A 711-nucleotide genomic window follows, 5' to 3' on the forward strand; every position below is an offset into this window, starting at 1 on the left:
TTTCGATCGGCGGCTTTCTTCTCCTGATTTCCGGCTTTCCCGGGTTGAAAGAGGATTCGCTTGTTTTCACACTGAAGGGAAATCTCCTTCTGGTATATTCTATGCTTCTTTCGGCTATAGCCTTTTCCTTATGGTACGCGATTCTCAGCTTTCACAAAGCAGGTGAGATCACTATGTTTCGTTTCGTGATCCCGGTGGCCGGTGTCTTTCTCTCGGCAGCCTTTATTCCGGGAGAGGCCCTAAATTCGTACATGGCATTTGCCCTCGTATTGGTTTCAGCCGGTATAGTAGTTGTCAACTGGAAGAACAGGGGAGTCTCTGAAGATAATTCCACTCAATAAATTCGAATACTCCTCTGGAAATTCACATCAGTTACTAGGGAATGATGTGAGCTAACCTTCTCTTGGACAGAGATCACTTCGGCAAAAGGACGCCGCAGAGGACAGAAAACCGGAGTGAGCCGTTTCGATTTCCTTTTGGGTCGGAAACAATAACGAGGTCAAAAGTAGCAAACGACTTCACTGGATCGAAAACAGCCTCCGCTTTTGCATTCACTGAGATATAGTCGAAGAGAAAACGGAATCCATTCTCTCAACTGCTTTTCGAGAATCTTCTTGCAGCAAGTCTTATGCCAATGGCGCCAAGAGGGGCCGTTGTAAGGATCGAAAGAACCGAAACCGAGAGTATCACATCTCCGTAAGCTACTCCCAT

The 711-nt window shown here is 46.6% G+C and carries 1 protein-coding gene; it reads left to right on the plus strand.

Annotated elements, in window-relative coordinates; all coding sequences use genetic code 11:
• The coding region (locus tag BG32_RS01635) for an EamA family transporter (RefSeq protein WP_147434787.1) at positions 1-341 on the plus strand (341 nt) is incomplete at its 5' end.
• Between the last annotated feature and the right edge of the window lie 370 nt (positions 342-711).

This window comes from Mesotoga sp. HF07.pep.5.2.highcov (genome assembly GCF_003666285.1).
Taxonomy (GTDB): domain Bacteria; phylum Thermotogota; class Thermotogae; order Petrotogales; family Kosmotogaceae; genus Mesotoga; species Mesotoga prima.